Source organism: Achromobacter marplatensis, assembly GCF_049060505.1.
Taxonomy (GTDB): Bacteria; Pseudomonadota; Gammaproteobacteria; order Burkholderiales; family Burkholderiaceae_B; genus Achromobacter; species Achromobacter marplatensis_A.
In genome coordinates this window covers 406,527-425,756 of the sequence record NZ_JBMGRB010000001.1, presented here as the reverse complement: position 1 = coordinate 425,756, position 19,230 = coordinate 406,527, and the positions used below count along the sequence as shown (strand labels likewise).

General features: G+C 64.7%; 14 protein-coding genes. 9 read left to right on the top strand and 5 right to left on the bottom strand.

Features of this window, described 5'->3' with window-relative positions; all coding sequences use genetic code 11:
* Nucleotides 1–198 precede the first annotated feature (198 nt).
* The 3 genes from ACI0FO_RS01960 (at nucleotide 199) to ACI0FO_RS01950 (ending at nucleotide 1,311) form a co-directional block, all read left to right on the top strand.
* The gene (locus ACI0FO_RS01960) at nucleotides 199–471 is read left to right on the top strand and encodes a type II toxin-antitoxin system RelE family toxin (protein ID WP_416023732.1); all 273 of its coding nucleotides are present in this window, start codon (nucleotides 199–201) and stop codon (nucleotides 469–471) included.
* Nucleotides 455–844, top strand: a complete 390-nt coding sequence (locus tag ACI0FO_RS01955) for a helix-turn-helix transcriptional regulator (RefSeq protein WP_416023731.1) — start codon at nucleotides 455–457, stop codon at nucleotides 842–844. Before ACI0FO_RS01960 ends, ACI0FO_RS01955 begins: the two co-directional genes overlap by 17 nt.
* Before the next feature lie 62 nt (nucleotides 845–906).
* Nucleotides 907–1,311 carry a GCN5 family acetyltransferase gene (locus ACI0FO_RS01950; protein ID WP_416023729.1) on the top strand — a complete coding sequence of 135 codons (405 nt, stop codon included), beginning with the start codon at nucleotides 907–909 and terminating at the stop codon, nucleotides 1,309–1,311.
* A gap of 11 nt (nucleotides 1,312–1,322) precedes the next feature.
* Here the strand turns inward: ACI0FO_RS01950 and ACI0FO_RS01945 are convergent, their stop codons facing one another.
* Together ACI0FO_RS01945 and ACI0FO_RS01940 are read right to left on the bottom strand one after the other, a co-directional pair.
* Nucleotides 1,323–2,063 carry an SDR family oxidoreductase gene (locus tag ACI0FO_RS01945; RefSeq protein WP_105555204.1) on the bottom strand — a complete coding sequence of 247 codons (741 nt, stop codon included), beginning with the start codon at nucleotides 2,061–2,063 and terminating at the stop codon, nucleotides 1,323–1,325.
* A gap of 37 nt (nucleotides 2,064–2,100) precedes the next feature.
* On the bottom strand, nucleotides 2,101–3,441 hold the full coding sequence (locus tag ACI0FO_RS01940) for a CitMHS family transporter (RefSeq protein ID WP_416023727.1): 1,341 nt from the start codon (nucleotides 3,439–3,441) through the stop codon (nucleotides 2,101–2,103).
* Between the two features lie 155 nt (nucleotides 3,442–3,596).
* Here ACI0FO_RS01940 and ACI0FO_RS01935 point away from each other — a divergent pair, with 155 nt between their 5' ends.
* The 3 genes from ACI0FO_RS01935 to ACI0FO_RS01925 are packed head-to-tail and all read left to right on the top strand — an operon-like array spanning nucleotide 3,597 to nucleotide 6,761.
* Nucleotides 3,597–4,301 (top strand): response regulator, encoded by a 705-nt coding sequence (locus ACI0FO_RS01935; protein WP_416023726.1) that lies wholly within the window; start codon nucleotides 3,597–3,599, stop codon nucleotides 4,299–4,301.
* A 2-nt stretch (nucleotides 4,302–4,303) separates the two neighbouring features.
* Nucleotides 4,304–5,692: a sensor histidine kinase N-terminal domain-containing protein gene (locus ACI0FO_RS01930; protein WP_416024533.1), complete on the top strand. Its 1,389-nt coding sequence runs from the start codon at nucleotides 4,304–4,306 to the stop codon at nucleotides 5,690–5,692.
* On the top strand, nucleotides 5,682–6,761 hold the full coding sequence (locus ACI0FO_RS01925) for an ABC transporter substrate-binding protein (protein WP_416023724.1): 1,080 nt from the start codon (nucleotides 5,682–5,684) through the stop codon (nucleotides 6,759–6,761). Before ACI0FO_RS01930 ends, ACI0FO_RS01925 begins: the two co-directional genes overlap by 11 nt.
* Nucleotides 6,762–6,770: 9 nt before the next feature.
* Here the strand turns inward: ACI0FO_RS01925 and ACI0FO_RS01920 are convergent, their stop codons facing one another.
* Complete coding sequence (locus ACI0FO_RS01920; protein WP_416023722.1) at nucleotides 6,771–7,820, bottom strand: hypothetical protein; 1,050 nt, start codon at nucleotides 7,818–7,820, stop codon at nucleotides 6,771–6,773.
* A gap of 191 nt (nucleotides 7,821–8,011) precedes the next feature.
* On the opposite strand from ACI0FO_RS01920, the gene ACI0FO_RS01915 reads away from it, so the two are divergent.
* From ACI0FO_RS01915 to ACI0FO_RS01905, 3 genes are all read left to right on the top strand, one after another.
* The gene (locus tag ACI0FO_RS01915; RefSeq protein ID WP_416023720.1) at nucleotides 8,012–8,668 is read left to right on the top strand and encodes an isochorismatase family cysteine hydrolase; all 657 of its coding nucleotides are present in this window, start codon (nucleotides 8,012–8,014) and stop codon (nucleotides 8,666–8,668) included.
* Nucleotides 8,669–8,962: 294 nt separating this feature from the next.
* Nucleotides 8,963–11,425, top strand: coding sequence for a penicillin acylase family protein (locus ACI0FO_RS01910; protein WP_416023718.1), 2,463 nt, complete (start codon nucleotides 8,963–8,965; stop codon nucleotides 11,423–11,425).
* Nucleotides 11,426–11,515: 90 nt separating this feature from the next.
* The gene (locus ACI0FO_RS01905; RefSeq protein ID WP_416023716.1) at nucleotides 11,516–11,959 is read left to right on the top strand and encodes a hypothetical protein; all 444 of its coding nucleotides are present in this window, start codon (nucleotides 11,516–11,518) and stop codon (nucleotides 11,957–11,959) included.
* Between the two features lie 54 nt (nucleotides 11,960–12,013).
* On the opposite strand, the gene ACI0FO_RS01900 is transcribed toward ACI0FO_RS01905, so the two are convergent.
* Together ACI0FO_RS01900 and ACI0FO_RS01895 are read right to left on the bottom strand one after the other, a co-directional pair.
* Entirely contained in the window at nucleotides 12,014–12,736 is a 723-nt protein-coding gene (locus ACI0FO_RS01900) for a DUF4377 domain-containing protein (RefSeq protein WP_416023714.1), read from the bottom strand.
* Nucleotides 12,737–13,070: 334 nt separating this feature from the next.
* Complete coding sequence (locus ACI0FO_RS01895) at nucleotides 13,071–19,112, bottom strand: DUF3320 domain-containing protein (protein WP_416023712.1); 6,042 nt, start codon at nucleotides 19,110–19,112, stop codon at nucleotides 13,071–13,073.
* Nucleotides 19,113–19,230 lie beyond the last annotated feature (118 nt).

Sequence of the window (19,230 nt, the reverse complement as noted above, 5' to 3'; positions counted from 1 at the left end):
TACGCAATGACGAGCAGGTATTCGCGCAGGGCATGCATCAATCGATGCGATAGGGAAACCGTCCTAGATTCGAGCAACTCGGTTGATGCCGACCCGACCCCACGGTAGAACTCGTCGGAACCGTCCCATCCCAAGCAGGGCGCCAGCCATCGGTGCCTGACGACGGACTTGCTAACCTATATAGCTTAGGCTATAACAATGACAGCTCCGCCGAACACGTTCTCCATCAACTGGGCCAGGAAAGCCGTCAAGCAATGGCTGAAATTTCCCACAGCCGATCGAATCAGGATAACTGCCGAGATCACCAGACTGGAGTTGTTCCCCGCCCTTTCGAATATCAAGGCGCTTTCGAATCACGAGTTTGGATATCGGCTCCGCGTCGGCCAGTATCGGGTCTTATTCGACGTCCGAACTGAAATTCGGATCATAGACATTCAGGAAGTGAGAAAGCGCGATGACAACACCTATTGAATCCAATGCGCGTGGCCGCCGCAGGCTCCATCCCACTATCCTGGAAGCCGACGGAAAGCCGACCTTCGTCGTTCTGCCCTATGCCGAATATCTCGCACTGACCGGCGACCAACAGGCCATTCCCCATCCCCGCATTCCTGCCGACGGCACGATCCCGCACGAGGTCGTATCTTTGATGGCCAACAATGGCTGGAGCATCTTGCGGTCATGGCGCGAGTATCTCGGCCTCACTCAAGTACAGATGGCATCACGCCTTGGCATACGCCAACCCAGCTATGCCACGATGGAGGCGCCTGGCGCCAGGACGAAGAAGGTCACTCGGGAACGCATTGCGAATGCGCTTGGCGTGCAGTTTGACCAGATTGACGTATAGGGCCGATCACTCCCGCGTCGGCTTCGCCAATCCCCCTATCCAATCACCGCATTGAAAATTCGATGACGACTTCCACCACTTCCCCCTACCCCATCGCCATCAACCCCGACCTGGTCGGCGAATACCCCGCGCTGACCAAATCCGGCGGCGGCTATTTCTACGATGACGTGTTGGAGTACCGCGTATGGGTGCACCCGCACGCGGGCGGCGAGGACCTGCACGATGGCGACGACTATTACTACGCGTTCGCCACGTTCGAGGACGCGGCGGAATGCTCGAACGAGACGCCGGGCGCGGAGCGGCCGCTGGTGCTGGTCCGGCAGTTCGAGTCCATCAACGAACCGACGCCGGGCGTCTTCGAGCACTACACCACCGAGCGCATCACCGAATGGCGCGTCGAGTGGCTGGCGGAATGCAAGCGCACCGCCACGTCCATCCCGGATTTCCTGAAAAGCCGCGCGCGCTAACCGCCGGCCCGTCAGCTCATGTACACGCCGCCGTTGATGGCGTAGTTGGCGCCCGTCACGAACGCCGCTTCATCGGACGCCAGCCAGGCGCACAACCCGGCCAGGTCGCGGGCCGTGCCTAGCCGCCCCACCGGCACGCTTTCGATGATGCGGTCCAGCAGCGCGGGCGGGAAAGCCTTGACGGTATCGTCCGCGATGAAGCCGGGCGACACCAGGTTCACCGTCACGCCGCGCGCCGCCACTTCCTGCGCCAATGACCGCGTGAAGCCGATCACCGCGCCCTTGGCCGTGGCGTAGTTGATCTGGCCGATCTGGCCTTTTTCCGCCGCGACCGATCCAATATTGATGATGCGGCCCCAGCCACGGTCGGCCATGCTATCGACCACCTGCTTGGTGCTGTTGAACAAGGTGTCCAGATTGCTGCGCAACACGGCTGACCAGTCTGCATATGCCATCTGGCGAAAGCGCATGTCCAGCATCGATCCGGCATTATTGACCAGCACATCGATCTCGCCGACTTCACGGCGGACCTTCGCGAACGCGGCCTCGGTGGACGCCCAGTCGGTGGCGTCCCCTTCCGACGCGATGAAGTCGTAGCCCAGGGATTGCTGTTCCTTCAACCATGCGTCGCGGCGCGACGAACGCGGGCCGCAACCGGCCACCACGCGGTGCCCGGCCTGGTGTAGCGCCTGGCAGATCGCGGTGCCCGTGTGGCCCATTCCGCTGGTGACATAAGCAATACGCAAAGCCATGAACGTTCCTTTATGAAAGTGCGGCAGGCGCCGCGAATCAACCGACCACCCCGACCAGCGGGAACAGGCCGAACGCCAGCGCGGCCGCCAGCATCACCATGCACACCATCGTGGCCCACTTCAGCGCATAGCGCTGGTGGTCGCCGAATTCCACGCCGGCCAGGCCAACCAGCAAGTACGTCGAGGGCACCAGGGGGCTCAGCAAATGCACCGGCTGGCCAATGAGCGACGCGCGCGCCATCTCGACGGGCGAAATGCCGTAGCCCTGCGCGGCTTCGCTCAGGATGGGCAACACCCCGAAGTAGAACGCGTCGTTGGACATGAAGAACGTGAACGGCAGGCTGACCAGGGCGGTGATGCCCGCCAGGTACGGGCCCATCGCGTCCGGAATCACGGCGAGCAGGCTGCGCGACATGGCTTCAACCATGCCCGTGCCTGACAGGATGCCCGTGAAGATGCCCGCGGCGAAAATCAGCGACACCACCGACAGCACGTTACCCGCGTGCTGTGCGACGCGGCGGCGCTGTTCGGCCAGGTTCGGATAGTTGATGATCAGCGCAACCGCGAACGCGATCATGAACAGCACCGGCAGCGGCAGAATGCCCATCACCAGGCTGACCATCAGCGCCAGTGTCAGCCCGGCGTTCACCCACAGCAGCTTGGGGCGGCGCAGGTCATGGTCGACTTCGATCTCGGGCAGGTTCTTGGGGCCGTCTTCGTCGTAACCGGCATGCAGCGACGCGCCATCCGGCAGCGACAGCACGCCCAGGCGGCGGCGCTCGCGCAGGCCCAGGAAGAACGCCAGGACCAGGATCGAAACGATGGCAACGCCCATCACCGGCACCAGCGGCACGAAGATATCGCCCGCATCCACATGCAAGGCGCTGGCGGCGCGCGCCGTCGGCCCGCCCCACGGCGTCAGGTTCATGACGCCGCTGGCCAGCATCGCCAGACACGTCATGGACAGCGCATTCATTTTCAAGCGGCGGTACAGCGGCAACATCGAGGCCACCACGATCATATAGGTCGTGGAACCGTCGCCGTCCAGCGAGATCACCAGCGCCAGCACGGTGGTGCCGACCACGATTTTCAGCGGATCGCCCTTCACCGCGCGCAGGATGCGGCCCACGATGGGGTCGAACAAGCCCGCGTCGATCATCACCCCGAAATACAGAATGGCGAACATCAGCATCACGCCGGTGGGCGCGATCTTGCGGATGCCGTCCAGCATCATCTTGTCGATACCGGCGCCGAACCCGCCCAGCAACGCAAAAATAATGGGGACAAGGATAAGGGCGACCAACGGCGACAGGCGCTTGGTCATGATCAGCGTCATGAACGTGATCACCATGCCGAAGCCAAGCAGGGTCAGAAGCATGAGGGGTATCTCCGACTAGTCGTTGTTATGTGTGACGGCCTCCGGCGGGGGAAGCAGGTGCGCAAGACTAGGAAGAAAAGCTGTCTGGAACCTGTCGTTTTCTTGCAAGCGCGCCCGCGAAGGCCCGGGCACGCACGGGGCTTTACAATCGGCCGATGCGCATCCTGGTAATCGAAGACGACGAGGATCTGGCCGACGCCATCGTCCGCCGGCTGCGCCGTCTCGGCCATGCCGTGGATTTGCAGAAAGACGGACTCAGCGCCGACGGCGTGCTGCAATACGAGACCTTCGACCTGGTCATCCTGGACATCGGGCTGCCCCGCATGTCCGGGTTCGACATCCTGCATCGGCTGCGCGACCGGGGCAGCAAGACGCCCGTGCTGGCCTTGACCGCCCGCATCGACATCGAAGACCGCGTCCATGCCCTGGATACCGGGGCCGACGACTACCTGGCCAAGCCATTCGACTTCCGCGAGCTGGAAGCCCGCTGCCGCGCCCTGCTGCGCCGGCCAATCGCGCAGGCGGCCGGCGTGCAGCGCTTCGGCGAATTGACGATCGACAGCGCCGCCCGCCAGGTCACCCTGGCAGGCCAACGCATCGACCTGCCCAAACGCGAATACAGCCTGCTGGAAATTTTGCTGGCCGGCATGAACCGCGCCGTCAGTAAAACGGAAATTGCCAACAAGTTGTTCGCCTTCGACGACGACGCCGCCCCCAACGCCATCGAGGTCTACATCGCCCGCCTGCGTCGCAAGCTGGAAGGGTCCCCGCTGCGCATCGAAACGCAGCGCGGTACCGGCTATCTGCTGACCACCACCGACGACGCGGACGGCGTCGCGCCGCCCCCGCCGCGGGCTTGACCGTGCAGCACGGCCGCATCTCCGTCCGCCGTCGCCTGCTGACCATGCTGATGGCGCTGTTCGCCGTCGGCCTGGGCGCGCTGTACCTGCTGGTGCGCGGCTATGCGCATCAAACCGCCGACACCACCTATGACCAGTTGCTGCGCGCCTCGGTGCTTTCCATGGCCGACAGCCTGCAACTGGTGCAGGGCAAATGGCAGATGGACATGCCCTACGCCGCCCTGGCGCTGCTGGAACAGGCGCCACGGGACCGCGTGTTCTACCGCGTGGCCACCGGCGGCGGCGCGCTGATCTCCGGCTATGCCGACCTGCCGCCTCCGCCCGACGATACGCGCCAGCTCTACACCGCGGCCTATCAGGGCGAGCCCGTGCGCATCGCCTGGATGGAACGCAAGGTCGCAGGCCCCCTCAGCGCCGAATCGGCCGTCATCCAGGTGGCGCAAACACGTGAAGCCCGCAACGCGTTGGCCCAGAACATCCTCTGGCAGGGCACGCTAGCCCTGATCGGCTTTACCGCCGCGGCGCTGGCCCTGGCGTACTGGGGCCTGCAACGATCGCTGTTTCCCATTCAGCGCATTGAACGCGAACTGGCCGCCCGCAACGCCTCCGACCTGCATCCCATCACCGCCCCGGTGCCTGAAGAGCTGGACACGCTGGTGCATTCGCTGGACGGTTTCATGGCGCGTCTGGCGGACAACCTGGACACGCTACGCCTTTTTATCGCCGAAGCCGCGCATCAGTTACGCACGCCGCTTGCCGCATTGCACGCGCAGATGGAAGTGGCGCTGGACGAAGACGATCCGGCGGAACAGCGCCGCAGCCTGGTGGCCGTGCTGCGCAATGCCGAAAAACTGTCGCGCCTGGTCAATCAGCTGCTTAGCGACGCCAGCGTCATCCATCGCAGCAACGTCAAGCAGTTCCAGCCCGTGAACGTGGCCGATCTGCTTCGCCAGGCCGTCTATGACACCGTGCCGCAAGCCGACCCGCAGCCGGACGTCCGGCTGCGCTTGCCCGATTCTGCCGGCGCCACGCCGCCTCTCGTGCAAGGCGATAGCCTGATGCTGCGCGAAGCCTTCAAGAACCTGATCGACAACGCGCTGCGCCATGGCGCCAATGAACTCGGGCACATCGACATCCGGCTGGACGCCGACGACGGCCATTGGCGCATCACGGTATCGGACCAGGGCCCGGGCATTCCGCCCGCGTTGGCCAACACCGCGTTTGAGCGCTTCGCGCGCGGCCCTAACCCGCGCACGCCCGGCGCCGGCCTGGGGCTGTCCATCATCAAGCGCGTCGTCGATGTCCACCAGGGCAGGCTCAGGCTGAGCAACCGTGTGGGCGGCGGGCTGGACGCGGTCATCACATTGAAGGCCATCTCCCATGATGCGTAGCGCCCTGTCCGTGGCCCGTGCCGCCAGCGCGATGGCCGCCGTGCTGCTTGCCTTGCTGTTTGCCACGACGGCACACGCTGCCGAAGTCAGCGGCGGGGGCTTGACGCTGGGCCCGGCCGACAGCAAGAACGTGCTGATCTTGCACGCCTCCAACAGCGTGCAGGTCTTTCGCGGCGTGCTGGAAGACTTCAGCGCGCTGAACCCCGGCATCCGGCTGGAATACACCGAACTGTCCACGCAACAGCTCTATCGCGACACGGTCGAACGCGCCGCGCAGCCTGCCGTCAAGAGCGGCCCCGATCTGGTCATCAGCAGCGCCATGGACTTGCAGACCAAGCTGGTCAACGACGGCTATGCGCAGACGCACGTGTCGCCCGAGACCCGCGCGCTGCCCGCCTGGGCCAACTGGCGCGACGAGGTGTTCAGCATCGGCACCGACCCTATCGTCATGGTCTACAACACGCGCCGGCTTGCTGCCGAGCGCGTGCCGCACACCCGCCGCGAACTACTGTCGCTGCTGCAAGCGCCCGACCGGCCGCTGGCTGACCGCATTTCGACCTACGACGTGCAAGGCAGCGGCATCGGCTACCTGGCCGCCACGCAGGACACGCGGCTGGACAGCATGGCCGGCGCCTTGCTGGCGGCCTTGGGCCGCAACGGCGTGTCGGTCCACGAATCCACCGAGGACGCGCTAGACAAACTAGAGCGCGGTGACATCACGCTGGCCTATAACCTGCTGGAGTCCTATACGCGGCACCGTATCGACCAAGGCGCGCCGCTGGCGATCATCTATCCGCAGGACTACACGCTGATGCTGTCGCGCTCGGCGATCATCCCGAAACAAGCGCCTCGCGGCGACCTGGGCGCGCGGCTGCTGGACTATCTGCTGTCGCCCCGGGGCCAGGAGATGCTGGCCAAGCAGTCCGGCATGCGGCCGGTCAATGTCTCGGTCGTCCCGGCGGCCGGCGTGCGCCCCATGGCGCTGGGCGTGGGATTGCTGGTGTATCTGGACCCGTTGAAAAAGCGGCATTTCCTGGACGTCTGGCGGGCAGCCATCCAGGCGCCCTGACACCGCCCGTCACGCCAGGTACGACGCTACCTCGTCGGCCGTCAGATAGCGCGTGAAGGTCATCGACGGCTGCTGTGCATCGTGGATGATGCCGTTGAACCCGGACCAATTGCGCTGGGTGCCCGCTTCCGTTTCAAGCGCCACCAACACCCGCTTGCCATGCTTGGCCATGTTGTGGCGTAACGCCGCTTCGCCCCAGGCCCACAACATCGGTTGAACCAGTTCGCCGCCGGCATAGGCGCCGATCTGCAGCCATTGGAAGTCGGCGGTATCCCGCTCCATCTCGGGCTGACGCGGCGGGATCTGCCGCTTGACGCCCAATTCGTCCGCATGTTCGCCAATGATGATCTGCAACAGCGTAAAGGCGTGGAACGTGTTGTTGACGGCGTGGGCCCGCGCCACGAAACCCGATCCGGACGCCGGCAGCACCACGATCAGCTCCTCTTCGTAGCTGACCTGCGCCGCCATCCATAAATAATGCAGTTGCTCGAACGGCAAGCTGTCGTTGTTTGTGGCCATCGGGTGCAGCACGGCCATCAACGCCGTGTCGGAGACGAATGCCTGATGGTTGCCTTGGTCCCGCATCAACATCGTCATCATGGGCAAGACGAGCACGTCGACGGCCTGGTGCAGGGCTTCCATCTCCCATCGCTGGTCTTCGGGCATGCCCGCCAATGCCGCTTGCGCCTGCGTCCAGGCCTGACGGTCGGCCGCTACGACTTCGTCGTCGTCATCTTCCACTTCCTGCGCGCAATAGGGCCGCAGGGTTTGCAGCCATTGCCGCAGTAACGATTGAAGGGTCGGGAACAGGATGGCGGGATCCGCATCGTCTTCAACCAGCGAACCGCACATCAGCGCCAAAGCCGACGCGCGGTTGGGATGAAGCCGGGCAAGCAGATCGGCACAAACCTGGAGGCAGGCAGCAGTGTGCGCCGGGTCTTGCGCAAGCGCGTAGACCGCACGGACTTCAGGGCGGTTGAAGAACTGCTCCAGGGAATCCAGATCGTCCGGCGTCAAAATCGGGGCGGAAAGCGCAGCGGCAAGGTCGTCAAGGGGCATGGGAACCAGTGGCACGCACGGTGCAAGTCGAGAACATCTTGGGAATATCGCGGGAGGATACCCCGCCAAATCGGGCCAGGCCAGCGTGCGGTGCGCGGAACTCGACTGAATGGGGCCCGATGGTCTGCGCCACGAAGGCCGTGGTAGATTCATTCGTCGATCTCATCGCCAAGCCTCCCATGCCGCCCTCCATGGAACCCGGAAAAGCTGATCCGAAGCCGCCGCAGCCTGCCTCGGGAAATATTGCCACGACGCAATACCCCAGCCACCGGCAGCCGGCAATCATCCCCGCGCGGACCGCGCTGCTGGTCATGCATTACCAGACCGACATCCTGGAACTTTTCCCGTCGGTCGCCCCTGCCCTGGTGTCCAACACGCGCCGCCTGTGCGATGCGGCCCGGAAAAACGGCGTCAGCGTCTATTTCGCCAACATCCGGTTCAACCCTGGCTATCCCGAGGTCAGCCCATTGAACAAGAACGGACAAGGGATCAAGCAGATGGGGCTTTTTGTCGACGACGATCTGTCGCCCGCGCTTGACCGACAGGCCAGCGAACCGCTCATCATCGCGCATCGCGCCAGCGTGTTCTACGGCACCGACCTGCAGGTCCGGCTGTCGGCGCAGGGCATTGATACGCTAATGATGGCGGGCATTGCCTCGACCGGCGTCGTACTGTCATCGGTGGCGTATGCCAGCGACGCCGACTTCCGACTGATGACCGTCAAGGATTGCTGCTACGACCCTGATCCGGTGGTGCACGAACACCTTTTTGCAACGGCATTCGAGTCGCGCACGACGGTGCTTTCGCTGGCCGACGCCTTGGCCTTGCTGCCCTGCGCGGCCACATAACCGTTAGCCTTTGGCTTGCTCGCCTTTTGATAAACGTATCAGACTGCAAGGTCGATAACCCGATCCAGCCACCGCCTGGGTGGTGCGCAAGCCGCCCCGAAGCGCGGCCAACGTCGTCCCGCAAGGCGGCCGCGCCAAGCCGCCCGCGTTACAAGCCCACTTATATTTCATTAAATGAAACACCTTTTCCGCGTCTCCTGATTTAGTTGTATTGCTTGCTTGCGGGACCTACCGGCGGCACGACGCTCCGGGGCCTGCGAGCCTATACAAAAGCAATAAACCGGAGGAGGAGCCATGCGTATTCTTAATCGCAGGATCGCCGCATTGCTGGCGAGCGGGCTGATCGTCGTCTTGGCGGGGTGTGCCGCGCCCGGCGGCAAGAAAGACACGATCGATATGGCGGGCCTGACCCAGCCCGTGGAGATTGTCCGGGACAAGCACGGTGTCTCCCACATTTATGCGCAGAACCAGAACGACCTGTTCTTCGCCCAGGGCTTTAGCGCCGCGCGCGACCGCTTATGGCAACTGGACCTGTGGCGCCGCCAGGGCGAAGGCAAGATGGCCGAACAATTCGGCCCGCGCTTCATCGAACAGGACCGCGCCGCAAGGCTGTTCCTCTTCCGGGGCGACATGCAGGCGGAATTCGCCAGTTACCACCCCGAAGGCCGCGCCATCCTGACCGCGTTCGCCAATGGCATCAATGCCTATGTGAATTGGGTCAAGGCCAACCCCGAGCAGTTGCCTCCCGAATTCAAACTGACCGGCACCGAGCCCGGTTACTGGAGCCCCGAGACCTCGCTGATTCGCATCTACGCGCTGACGCGCAACCTTAATGAAGAGGTAAGGATGGCGCAGAAGGTCGCCGCCTTGGGAGTGAACAACGTGCAGGGGTTGAGCACGTTCGAGCCGCCTTTGGCCTTGCAGGTGCCGGCGGGGCTGGACGTGCGTCAGATCGACAAGACCATCCTGGCCAATTACGCCCTGGCGCGTGATGGCCAGAAGTTCGTCGCCGCGGACTTCCCGCGCAGTCCGCTTGCCGCCGAGCAACGCGCAACGCTCGCCAGCGCATTGTCCGAAGGCCGGCTGGCATCGCTGGACCCGGATTTCGATCCGATGGCGACCCGCTATGAAAGCAACAACTGGACGCTTGGCGGCCAACGCACCGCCACCGGCAAACCCATCCTGGCGGGCGACCCGCACCGCTCCATCACCATGCCGTCGCTGCGCTACATGGTGCATCTGAACGCGCCGGGCTGGAACGTGATCGGCGCGGGGGAACCCGCGTTGCCGGGCGTCTCCATGGGGCACAACGACCGCATCGCGTTCGGGCTGACCATCTTCGCCTTCGGCGACGAAGAGGATCTCTACGTCTATGACACCAACCCGGCCAACCCCGACGAATACCGCTACCAGGGCCGCTGGGAAAAAATGCGCCAGGTCGACGAGTCCATCCCCGTGCGCGGCGCGGCGCCCGCCGTCCGCAACCTGAAGTTCACGCGTCATGGTCCGGTCATCCACGAAGACCGGGTGCGCCGCAAGGCCTACGCCTTGCGTGCCGCCTACCTGGAATATCCCGGCACGGCGGCCTACCTGGCCAGCTTGCGCCTGAACCAGGCGCAGAACTGGAACGAGTTCGTCGCCGGCATGGAAAAGCACTACACGCCCAGCGAGAACATGGTGTACGCCGACGTGGACGGCAACATCGGCTGGTTCGGCGGCAGCATCGCGCCGATCCGTCCGCGCGGTGATTGGTCGGGCATGTTGCCGGTGCCCGGCAATGGTGATTTCGAGTGGCGCGGCATTCTGCCGGGTAGCGCGCTGCCGCGTGTCTACAACCCGCCGGAAGGCTACGTGGCAACGGCCAACGAGTACAACTTGCCGGCCGACTTCACCCACAAGGACATGTCGGCGCGCACTTGGGCCGAACCCTACCGCGTGCAGCGCATCCGCGAAGTGCTGGCCGAAGGCAAAGGGCTGACGGTGCAGCAATCGCAAGATCTGCAATACGACAATCTTTCGATCCCCGCGCGGACGTTGACGGGCTACGCTAAGTCGCTGAACGCCGCCGACCCGGCCTTGAACGACGCCTTGGGCCTGCTGAAGGACTGGGATTCGCGCATGGACACCGAGTCCCGCGCGGCCTCGGTCTACGCGTTCTGGCTGCCCGAAGTGGTCAAGCGTGTGACGGACCTCTACGTGCCGGCGAACGGGCGCACGGCCTTCGGCGAACTTTCTACCCGCAAGACGCTGGAAAAACTCGCAACGCCCGACGCCGCCTTCGGCCCCCGGCCGGAACAGGGCCGGGACGCGCTGCTGCTGCAAGCGCTGGCCGATGGGGTACAGAAACTGCGCGCCAAGCTGGGCACGGATTCAACCCAGTGGCAATGGGGCAAGCTGCACCACATCCAGTTCGAGCACAGCCTGGCAAGCCTGCTGCCCCCGGACACCGCTAAGGCCTACGGCACGCCGCGCTATCCGGTGGGCGGCGACAACGACACGGTGCATCGCGCCACGTTCCGCAAGAGCGATTTCCGCCAGATCAGCGGGTCGTCGTACCGCCAGGTGATTGATGTGGCCGACTGGGACAACTCGCGCGTTCAGAACGTGCCGGGGCAATCCGCGGATCCCCGCAGCCCGCATTACCAGGATCTGCTTAAGGACTGGGCCACCGGCAAGTACTTCCCCATGGCATTCAGCCGGGCCAAGGTGGATAGCGAACGCGCGGATACGCTGACGCTGCGGCCATCGGGAAATTGAGGCGGCGGACAAACTAACCCTTAACCCCTAACGGGCTGCGATTCAAGGACGGCGTCGCAGCCCTTTTTTTTCATCCATTCAGGAGAATGCATGTCCCAAAGAGCCCTTACCGACTCCCGAACCTCCGACCGCCGACAGCCCAGCGAACGGCGTTTCTGGTTCATCGTCCTGGCCGGGACACTGGCCGCCCTCGGCTACGAAATCGTGTCCCTGCTGCAAGGCGAATTCTCGGTGTTGAAGAAGCTGCTGCTGCCCGGGCTTTTGCTGGCGTGGCTTTACCACGGTAGCCCGTGGGCGCGCTGGATCTTGATGGCGCTGCTGTTGGGGTTCGGCGCCCTCAACCTGTACCTGGGGCTCGGGCTGCTGCAAGACGCCCCTGGACGCCTGTTGTACGTGTTCGTTTTCGGCGGTTTCATGGTGGCGACGGGCTTGTATCTAGCGTTCGCCCACAAAGACTTTGCCCGCTATCGCCGTTATGTTGCCGTGCGCGAGGATCTTCGCGCCCGCACACGGCGGCCGCCTGCCCGGTCTTGATCCGGGCATGGCTGCAGGACGGAAACGGCCGCGCGCATCCCGCGCCGCCCATCGTTACTTTCCCGAAGCGTCCTGCTCCACCACCATGTCCAGCACGTACACCTTCGACGGCGCATCGGCGGGCGGATTTTTCCAGTCGTAGCGCTTCACGCGCAGCACGGTACGCACGCCGTCCTTGTGTTCGAAGCCTTCGATCGACTGATACAGCGGATGCCACTTTTCCTGCGCTGGCTGCTGCACGCCCGCGTCGTTATAGCGGCGTTCGCGCACCATCAGGCACTGGTAATTCGGAATCATCGGGTGGCTGCACTCCGCCTTTTTCGCGGCCACTTCCAGGAACAGGGTTTCGCCGGCGCTACCGTACAGTGTCTCGGGCGTCGGCTCGCCGACGAACTTCAGGACGCTGCCGTCCTGTGCAACCAGCTCCAGCGCAGGCTCGGCGGTGTCGCCAGACAGCGTCGCGCGCAGGTCGCCCTTCACCCGTTGATTGATCTCCGCATCCAGCTGCATCAGGCTCTGTTCGCAAGCCTTCATCGTTGATGCCAGGTTATTCACATGCAGCACGCCGTTCTTGTAGGTGTACCCGCCAAATTGCGCGTTGCAACCGCCACGGATGTTCAAGGCGTCATTCGAGAAGGTCAGGCGCAACTGATGCTCGATTCCTTTCTGCAGCGCGGCGATCGGCTTACCCGACGCGTCGCTGGCGGACGCCAGACGCCAGTAGTACGCGGGCAAGGTCAATGCGCTGGCGGGCGACGTGGCGGCAGACGTGGGCATGGAAGAGGATCCTTCGCTGGGAGGGGTAACCGGGGCGCAAGCCTGAAGCAGCGCGGCGCATGCGGACGCAAGAAAGATTATTTTTTTCATGGTTCGTTCCTGTAAGCCGGATGGCACTGATGACAAGCGGCATTCTACGTTCACGCTATGGACGAAATGGGATGACGGGCTCCCAGACCGTTTCAAAACCTTGCCAGACGCGATGCCGGGAAAAGGCGACGGCGGCGCCAGCCGAAAACGCCGATGCCCTCCTGCCAAGGCGACAACCGCGGCTCTGGCGGACAGGCTGCTGGGCGACAGCGGACGTTTACAGTCTGACACCATCCCCCGTCCTCTATGCCGTGCGCAGCATTCCCATCTCTTCCCGCACCACGCCTTGATGCACCAGGCGGGACACCGCCATCCCGACCCGGGCTTCCGCATCCGCCAACGTCCGCGCCATTCCCAGCATCCGGCACACGGACTTGATCACGTCTGCCTTGGGCGCGTTGCCGGCCATGGCCAGCACGTGCAAGACACCGTTGGCCAGCTCCTGGATGCACACATCGTCAATCCGGCGGCGTGTGGCGTCGTCGTCGCCCGCCGCGCGAAACCCCTTCCATGCTTCTGGCGTCACGCCCCCGGGCCAATAGAAGGTGGCGTCCCCTTCCTCGGTCTGCCCGACGTCCATCGGCGTCAACGTGCGCAGCCGCTCGACGATCCGGACGCCCGTCCGTTCCAGCCCCCACGCCCGCGCCACCCTGCGGTGCAGCACGGTTTCGGCGACTGGACCTTCGGTTTCGATCACGGCACGCAGCTGCTCGGTCACCTGGCTGTTATTGGCGCGGCTATAGAACGCCTCGGCATCGCCGCCTTCCAGGCACGCTAACGTGTACGCAGGCAGGCTGCCTGACAGGCCCGAGGAGGCCGGGGCGCCGTTTCCGGCCGCCCAGGCGCCCTCTTCCGTCGTGATCTCGAACGGCACGCCGCGGCCGGCGCCCGCACCCGACGCGCTGGCCGGCACCGCGTCCTGCGACGTTTCCGCCTTGGCCTGCGCATCGGCCTGCGCTTTGGCGTCCTCTTCCGGTTCCGACGCCGGCGCGTCGTCGACCTGGCGTTCCAGTTCCGCGTTCAATCGGGCCAGGATCTTCTCGGCTTCGCGCTCGGGATTGATCCACCAATCGGTCGACCAGACCCGATGCAAGCGCCATCCCAGGCCTTCCAGCACCACCTGCCGCAGGCGATCCCGGTCGCGCGCCGTGGCGCCGGAGTGATACGCCCGGCCGTCGCATTCGATGCCCAACAGATACCGGCCCGGCGCGCGCGGATCCACCACGCCCATATCGATCCGGTATCCCGAACACCCCACCTGCGGGTGCACGGTCCAGCCGTGGTTGCGCAACACCTTGATGACCTGGGTTTCGAAGGGGCTGTCGGGTTCGCGCCCGGTGGGCAGCGACTGCGCGACCAGGGCGCGCGGGCCCTTCAGGGCAAATTCCAGATAGTGCTTCAAGTCCCGCACGCCGGTGGCGCGCACGCGCGACAGGTCGATCTGCTCGGGCATCAGCGTGCTGTAGATCACCACGCCCTCGCGCGCCCGGGAAATCGCAACGTTCAGGCGGCGATGCCCGCCTTCACCGTTCAGCGGCCCGAAGTTCATCGTCATCTTGCCGGCCGCATCCGGGCCGAAGGTAATCGAGAAATAGATAACATCGCGTTCGTCGCCCTGCACGTTTTCCAGGTTCTTGATGAACAGGGGCTCGCGCGACTGGGCCGAAATCGCCTTGTCCAGGTCGGCATTCGCGCGGCGGCGGGCATCCAGCAGGGTTTCGATCAGCGATTGCTGAGGCTGGTTGAATGTGACCACGCCCAGCGTCTGGCGGCGGCGGGACTTGTCCAGATAATGCTGTTCGATGCCCTGCACGATGGCTTCGGCCTCGCGGCGGTTGGTGCGGCTGCCGCCCCGGTCGTACACGCCGGCGACCTTCTCCAGGCGCACGGCCACATCGTCAGTGACGGGCGACGGAAACGTGATCAGCTGCGAATCGTAGTAGGTGACGTTGCTGAAAGTGATCAGGCTTTCATGCTTGCTGCGGTAGTGCCATTGCAAGCGCAGCCGGTTCATATCGGCGCCCAGGCATTCGTCCAGGATGCTCTCCAGGTCTTCGACCTGGCCATCATCGCCTGCGCCATCTTCTTCGGGCGCGGATTTGCTGAAGAAACTGGTGGGCGGCAGTTGCTTCGTGTCGCCTACCACCACCAATTGCTGGCCGCGCGCGATTGCGCCGACGGAATCCCACACCGGAATCTGCGACGCCTCGTCGAAGACGACAACGTCGAACTGCGAATGGCCGGCGTCCAGGTATTGCGCCACGGACAAGGGCGACATCAACAGGCAGGGCTTCAATTTCGGCAGCAACGACGGCAGGCGCTGCATCAGCTGCCGCACGGGGACGTGGCGGGCCTTCTTCTGCAATTCGCGGCGCAGCAGGCCCAGTTCGCTGTCGGGACTGACCAGGATGCCGTTGCCGGCGGGCACCTTACCGGCCAGCACGGCGGCGATATAGGCCGATGTCAGTTTCTGGAAGCGGTCGTCGGCCTCGCGGAATTCGCGGATCTTGCGTTCGTGGTCGGCGCTGGAAAACGACCGCAACACAGGCGAATGGTCGATGACCTTCTTCACCCACCACAGGCGATAGCTGAATTCAAAGTGGGCTTCCACCTGCGCGAGCGGTACGCGGCCTTGCTCCAACGACGCAACCAGCCCTTGCAGTTGCGCGCCAATCGCCTGTTCGCGGGCGTCGCGCCACACGCACCACGGCATCAGGAACTGCTTGTTGTGGCGCCAGCCGGCAAGAACGGACTGAATACGTTCCAGCGCACCGTTGGCATCCGCCGCGCCCGCCAATGCCTCGGTGGGCTTGGCCAGCGCATTGACCTCGGCCAGCCTGTCCTGCAAGGCGCGCCATGTGTCGCGGGTATCCAGCAGGCGTTTGCCCACCGCCGCCCCGGGTTGCAAGAGTGCGCGGTTTTCACTCACCAACGGTTGCAGCCGTATGCGCAGATCGGCCGCCGCGGCAGGGTCGCCCGCGACCAGCGTGACGGCCTCGGCAAAGCGCTGCGCCCACTGTTCGTGGCGCTGGATATGTTCCCAGTCGGTGCTTAGCCCCGTGTAGGCGTCCTGCAGCAGACGCTGGGCATCGTCCTTCAAGACAGCCAGTTCGCGGTCTTCGGCGTTGACCGAGGCCAGCGGCGCAAGCACCGCGCTGATCGCCGCATCGTCCGGCCGCTGGGCATCCACGCGGTAGGCAGCCAGGCGCTTGCGGATACCGCCTTTGGCGAAGATGGATTTCGGCCACCATGCCGAGCACGCCGCCAGCCATTCGGCCTTCAGCACATTCGCATCCTGCTCCGCCAACTGCGCGTTCCACAGCGGGCCCACTTGCGCCCAATGGGCGTTGCGCGCCAGTCCGTGGCGTGCCAGCGCCTGCACCTGGAAGCGGGCGGCCGGATCGTGCGCCTGCGCGGCAAGTCCCGCCGGCACTTGCGGCGCGGCCAGCAGCACATCGATCAAGGTGTCCAGCCTGGCGTAGGCGTCCAGGCTCAGGCCGGCCGCCGGCACGCCCAGGCCGTCGCCTGCCGCGACCACCTGCTGCTGGAACCCGGCAACCGCCTGATCCAGCGCCTGCCCCGCCGCCAGCAGCGCGTCTTGCCAACTGGGGCTCCATTGGGCCATGCCGATGTGCGCCAGCGGGTGGCCATGCAGCGTGCCCAGCTCGCCGGACAGGGTCGCCATGCGCCTTGCGGTTTCCCGCAGTTGCGCCAGGTCCTTGCGTTCGTGCGCCTGCCCATCCGGCCACGACATCGGCGAAGGGTCGCGCCCCGCGTTCTGAATGCACGTGCCGATGGCGTCAAACACCGTCAGACCATTGGGATGTTCGTGATGCAGCGCGTCGACCAGCCCGTTCAGGTCCTGGCGGAGCACGGCCAGCCGCTCGGCTTCGCGCGCCCAGTCGTCGCTGGTGCGCTGGCCGCTGTGGTCCAGCGCCTTGCCCAGCTGTTGCAGCACTTCGGCCTTGCGCGCCTTGGACGAATGCAATTCCAGGCAGAATGGTCCCAGCCCGATGTTGGCCAGCCGGCGATGCACGACCTCCAGCGCAGCCATTTTCTCGGACACGAACAGCACGGTCTTGCCACGCGCCAGCAGGTGGGCGATCAGGTTGGTGATGGTCTGGCTCTTGCCGGTGCCCGGCGGCCCCTCCAGCACCAGGTCGCGGCCGGCGTCGACGGCGCAGATGGCTTTCAACTGCGACGAGTCGGACAACAGCGGGGTCAGCAGGTCCTCCGGCTTATAGCTTTCGTCCAGGCGATCGAAGCGCTCGTCCAAGGGCGCTTTGGCAAACGCCTGCCCCGGATGGTCGATCAAATGCTTGACCACGCGGTTGGCTTTCAGCTGCTCGGTGCGGTCCTGCAAGTCCTTCCACATCAGGTACTTGGTGAACGAAAAGATGCCCAGATGCGCCTGTTCCAGCACTTCCCAGCCGGCAATCTCGCGAACGGCCAGCCGGAAGGCCTGCAGCACGCGTGCCACGTCCACGCCCTTGTCGTCCGCGGGCAGGATATCCAGGCCCGGAATACGCAGCTCATAGTTGTTGCGCAGCATCTGCAACAACGTGGGATTGATGATGGTCTCGTCGTCATGGCGGACCAGGCGGAAGCCGCTGCGCACGGACTGGCGCTGCAACGACACCGGCACCAGGATCAGCGGGGCCAGATGGGCGCTTTCCGCACCCGGGCTTTCCGTCCAGCGCAGCATGCCCATCGCCAGATACAGCGTGTTGGCGCCGCCCTCTTCCAGCCCGATGCGCGCCGCGCCGAAGATGGCAAGCAGGTTGGCGTCCAGCGCTTCCTGCGCAACGCGGGCGATCAATTCCTTGTTGCCCAACGCCTCCAGCGCCATGTCGTCCAGCGGCGCGCGGCCGCCCCGGCTGACGTGCACGTCGGCCATGCGCGGGTCGCTGCCCTCCATCAGCGCGGCGGGCAACGGCCGGATGCGGAATTCGCTGCCATCGACGATGGCGTCTTCAAGCTTGGCCAGGTCAGGCACGACCAGCGGCAGCGTGGACTTGGTCGGCTTGAAATTCAGCAGACGGTTGCGCAGCGTCAGGTCCAGTAACCGCGACTTCCATTTCGCCAGCCGGCCTTCCGGCGTGTCGTCGGCGGGTTCCAGGCTGATGACGAATTCCGGGTCCAGCGGCGGCAGATCGGGCGTGGGCTCGATGGCAGCGGGACGCTCCCCGTCGGGGGTGTCGTCCGGCGTCACCGACACGACACGGGACGGCAGCGGCTTGATCTGCAACTCGCGTGCGCGATGCACGTCGATCGCGTAGCGAAAGGTGTCCTCTTCGCGCAGATGGGCGGCGCCCTGCTCCAGCGCCAGCCACAACGAGGGGCGGAAATTCGGATGCTGGGCGATGCCGGTGGTTTCAAAGACCAGGAACTCGCCGCTGTCCACGCGTTTGCGGACCGCCTGCACATCATCGGTCAACGGGTCGGCAAAGCAGGCTTGATGCAGCCAGACGCCCACCCACGCGTGGCCGTCCTTCATCAGGATGACGGGGCGCAGCCCTGCCTGTTCCAGGCAGGAGGAGAACAGCATCGCCAGGTCCAGGCAGGTGGCCACGCGGGCCTCCATGATGCGGTCCGGGGTACGGATCTTCTGCCCGTCCACGCCGAAAGACGCAGGCGGCTCGGCATAGTGCAGCGACTCGGCGGCCAAGGTACTGTAAATGGCCGACACCTGTTTCCAAACCACGTCGCGGCTTTTGGACTGGTAGCCGTTCATCTGCAGATCGGCATGCTGCGCGCGCAGCAGCTTCGAGGCCTTGCCGATCAGCACGTCCACCGCCGGATTATTGGGCATCGAAAACGCGGCCAGCAGTTCGGGCAAGGCCTTCGTGCCGGCCCACTGGTCATAGGCCAGCACGGTAATCGGTTGCGAGGCCAGGCCCAGTTCCTGCGCCCCGGCCTGAACGGCAACATCGATGCTGGCCCGCACCGCCTCTTGCAGGTCGGCCACATAGGCATGGTCCGGCGCCAGATCCAGCGGCGACACGCGGCGGATCTCACCCGCGGCCAGCTTGTCGAAACGCAGCTTGACCGGCTGCGCGAAAGGCGGGTTGCAGCGGAGTTGGACGTCGACGTTCTCGAACTCCCGCTGCGTGCGGTTGGCCAATAGCAGAGAGCGCACGATGGGAACGGCATTCTGAATGGACGCGTAACCCAGTGTCGGGTCTGCTTCGATCGTGATGGCGATGGCGTCGGGCATGTTGGGCCCTGCGGCGTGCGCCGCGCCTTCCTGGATCGCCGGCGGTTCCAGGTCTTGTCGCTTATCCATCGATATCTCTCTGCGAATACGGGGCGTGGGCCCCATTTCTAATCTGCAAGGTCGAATTCTAAAGCCCGCATCGGGTGGCGGCCTCGAGTAACCGTCTTTACACGCGGAATATTCCCGT